2 protein-coding genes are annotated in these 4,027 nt (G+C 59.1%); both read right to left on the reverse strand.

Features of this window, described 5'->3' with window-relative positions; translation table 11 throughout:
* Nucleotides 1-293: MFS transporter (locus ACTHV6_RS11150; protein ID WP_441387639.1), on the reverse strand; the 293-nt coding region annotated here is incomplete at its 3' end.
* 109 nt (nt 294-402) lie between these two features.
* Nucleotides 403-3,786 carry a hypothetical protein gene (locus tag ACTHV6_RS11155; protein ID WP_441387640.1) on the reverse strand — a complete coding sequence of 1,128 codons (3,384 nt, stop codon included), beginning with the start codon at nt 3,784-3,786 and terminating at the stop codon, nt 403-405.
* Nucleotides 3,787-4,027: the final 241 nt, after the last annotated feature.

Here is a 4,027-nt window from a genome sequence, read left to right on the forward strand (position 1 = left end):
GGCAGGTTCGGGACGATCGCTGTTAACAGGTTGCCAGCGGTAAAGATCGTGGCGCACATGATGAGCAGGCGTTTGCGATCCGTGCGGGGCGTGAGTGCGGTAATCAACGGGGCGCCAACCACCACACCGATCGCGTAGGCGCTTACCGCCAGCCCCGCCTGCGGGTTCGTCACGCCCAGCTCCTGAGCAATCCACGGCAACAGGCTCATCGAAGCGAATTCGGTGGTGCCCACCGCAAAGCCACCGGCGGCTAGCGCGGTGATGGCCCATGAAGCAGAGCGTGCGTGAGACATAGGTGTTCTCCAAGAAAGTGAGGTGAGGGCATTGGGCCCTTAGGCCCAGCAGACGAGCCTAATACCCTCAACGCTCACAATCATCGAGATAAGCCGTGAGAAGCTTCACCTAGCTCTCGGGATGCCACTGCGCCTGCCTGCCCAGCGTGCCGTTCCACTCAGAAGCCGGCGCATTGCGAAGGTGAGTAAGCTCAGAAACTACCTTGGCCTTACGCTCCTCCATCGTGGCGCGGCGCCCAGCCGTGTCGCCCTGGCGGGAAAGGAAATCGTTCAGTGAGGCCAGCTCGCGCTCAGCAAAGCTGATGGAGGACTGGCGCTCAGATTCAAGCCGCTGGTGGTACCACTCGGAGGCCAGAATGTTCTCACGTTCGAACTGGCTGCGGAACGCCTCATCATGAAGGGTGAGGCCTTCGGCGGTCTGCCCGTGCGCCATGATTTCTAGTAGGCCCTTGATCGGTGGCACACCGAGGCCGATGGTGCCATCCGAGACGTAGGCTTCGGCCACGCGCCGGTGGGTTTCCAAAATAGTGGCGATGGATTCTGCGTATACGTCCTGATCCTGAAGCTCAGGACGTAGCATCTCCTCGGTAAACACCAAGTGGGGATGAAGGAAGATGCGCCCAAAGTACTTGGTGGCAAACTTTCCTGTCATCCGGTAGCCCAGCCGCGAGGCCTCAACCTTCTGACCGCCGATTTCCACGTCGCGGATCGGCTCAAGGGATCCCTCGGCAACGAGGTTCTTCGCGTTGAGCTCATCATCGTTCATCCGGCAGAACACCTCAGGGATCAGCATCGACACGTCGTGATCCACCTGCACGTGCGGGCCCACGAATCCGGCCGAGGAGAGCCATCCGTCGTATCCGGTCAGCGCGAAGGAGAGCATGGCCGCGTTCAGATCGATAATCGAGGGTAGCGCGTTGAACGGCCCCTTCGTCATGGCGCCCTCGGAGCCGGCTCCGGTGGTGGATGGAGACTTGCCCGTCATCGAACTAATGAACTCCATGAAGAGTTCCGGTAGTTCCATGTAGTGGAGCGGCGCGTAGCAGGCCAGAGGTGGGACACCCTCATCCGCCGGATTGTTGCGCCGCCCGGCTGCGATAACATCCACCGGCAGCTCGAAAGGCGTATCCATGGAGATCCTCGCGTTGATGCGAGAACCAAGACCGGCGCTGGCTGTTGCCTCAGGGTGGGCAACATCAGGGCGGATCTGGAGGTAGCGCGGATTCTTTGTTGGTGTGCCGTTAACAAGGCGCGGATGAGCAGAAGAAACCACGTAGCCCGCTTGGTCCTGAGGACCAAAGGCTGCCTGGCGGAGGACGTCCTGCATCGGTTTGGTGTACTGGCTAAACCGCACGGCGTCCTCTACCAAGGCAACCGCCTCCTTGCGGTTCAGTGGCTGATAGTTGGACAGGAACGTGCCGGCTGCTGCCATGTCCCGTTCAGCCTGCTTGTCGTAGCCACGATGGATTGCTTCGTCGGGGCGCTGGAAGAGGAGCTGCTCGCAGTTGCGCACGTATTTGCGCGAGAGCGCGGCTCCCCCATCAACGGGAACAACTTCGCTGGCAGTGATGTCATCCTCGGTTTGAACCTTGGCTGCTGGATAGAAATCGTGGCGAAGGCCAAACAGACGCCACGAGCTATCCGGTTCATAGCCCACACGCAGCATCGATGTGCGGATCTTATCTCCGTCCAAGCGCAGCGAGGTACCCTTACGCCCGTTCACCACACCGGTGGTGAAGTGGCTGAGCCAATCCTCTCCCCATTCGGGCTGGTAGAAGCGCTTGACAATGAAGGTCAGTTCCTTGATGTAGGAAGGAATGGAATCCAGCCACTCGTTGTATTCATCCGTGTAGTCAGATGATGGCGTCAGTAGCTTGATCACCGAGCCGATGGAACGGCGATCAGATAGGACGGAACGCGAGTGTTCATCGCGGTTGGCTGGATCAACGAAGCGTTCTTGATAGTTGTGCTTGAGGATCACATCCACCTTCGCCATATCCTCATCGAAATCGGGGGCGAAAGCGTCACCGTTGATGATGGCATCTTGGATGGCCTTCGAAACCTCTGACTTTCCTCCGCCGGACACCGTTGCCGGCTTGTGGTAGGTGGTAGAGGTTGGAGCAGTGCCAATCAACGTCCACAGGGCCGGGCTCTCCGATACCTGCAACATGGAAATCTGGTAGCCGTCCGGGCACACATACTTCACGCCGTCATGCAGCGGGATTGTCTGCTCGGATCCGTCCGGGTTGGTCCATTCCACGGTTGCGGTGCGCAGGCTGAACGTGGCACCCCCGGGAACCAACACGTTGTTGGGGTTCTCCAGATCCAGCACCTGCCCGCCGGGTTGCGGTTCGAAACGCTGGGGGTCGCGTTCAACGATCTCCTCAAGCGAATAGGACGGATCGCCGTACTTCTCGATGTAATGCTGGCCAAGGTTGTACTGCGGGTACACGCGCGCCCCGCCAGAATGCTCTTCTTCAACGAGGCCCAGAAGGTTGGCCGAATAGCTGATCTGTGCTTTGACTTCCTTCTTGCAGTAGCCAAAGTAGTTGTCCGCGATCACCGTGGTGATAACGCCGCGTTCATCGCGGGCGCAGCACTTGAAGGCTCCACCATCGTTGTAGAGTTCGCCCGGATCCGTCCAGCACTGGCCATCGCGGCGCTGGCGTTCCGTGGCCTCATCGTAAGGAGGCAGGCCCAGTTCCTTCTTGGTCAGCTTGGTCAGGTGCGGTGCCAAAACAACAAGGCCGGTGTGGCCCGTCCATGATTCCGGATCCAGCGAGGCATCGAATTCTGGAAGGTAGGGATCGCCGCCATTGCCGAAGATCCCTTCCACAAAGTCGAGGTTCGCTACGAGGGTGCCCGGCGCAATAAAGCGGGTCTCCATCGTGCGCTGCTTGCTGAAACCGGGGACTTCGGGAACCACGATCGGACGCAGCAGGAGGGAAACCCAGCAGCCAACCGGCGTCGCTTCTCCTGCCGTATACGGCAGGGTCATCGCATCCTCCGGTGGCTGGAACGCATGCTCTAGCAGCCTCCCGAACACGGCGCGAGGTACTTCGATCTTGTCATCTTGAACTGGAAGCCCACCATCGGCGATATGGAAAACGCCCTTCGTGGTGCGCCTGTCATTCGCGGGGTTGTGCAGGACGCCGTTGAGGATGCGATAGCTGGTGAGGTGTTCGGAGGCGAAGGTATCGCTCTTGGGAGGTAGAGAGAGCGTGCGCACCAAACCCGGCTGATCGAGAACGAACGTTTCTCGAGGAAGCTGCGGATGGGTATCCGTGCCCTGCAGGTAGGAATCCAAGAAGGTCTGGATCCTTCCATCAACGGCAGGCAAGCGGTGAGACAAGCGGCGATCAAGTTCGCGTTGCCGTGCGATGATCGGGTCAACGAGCTGAGTCTCCTCGCTATCTTTCGTATCTGAGGGAACTGGAAGCCCCAGAAGGTCGAGTCGAAGATTAACGGCCGCAGTATCAAGAGCATTCTTCATGCCTCTACGGTATGTCGCATCGTGCGTTGAGTCTATTCTCATGCCCGTTCCTGGCCACGCAATTCCGTTCGCTGAGTACCGGTTACTCCTTTTATCTTGCGTTGGCAAACATCCAAGGGCCTGAATAGCTGTCAATTCTCCCACAAACGCGCCCAATTCCCGTAGCGTTGCAGTGGGGAGCAGTACCCCACGATTCCACAACGAGGAGGACAATCAACATGCCAGCATCAACCAGCCTCGA

Source organism: Ancrocorticia sp., assembly GCF_052089425.1.
Lineage (GTDB): Bacteria > Actinomycetota > Actinomycetes > Actinomycetales > Actinomycetaceae > Ancrocorticia.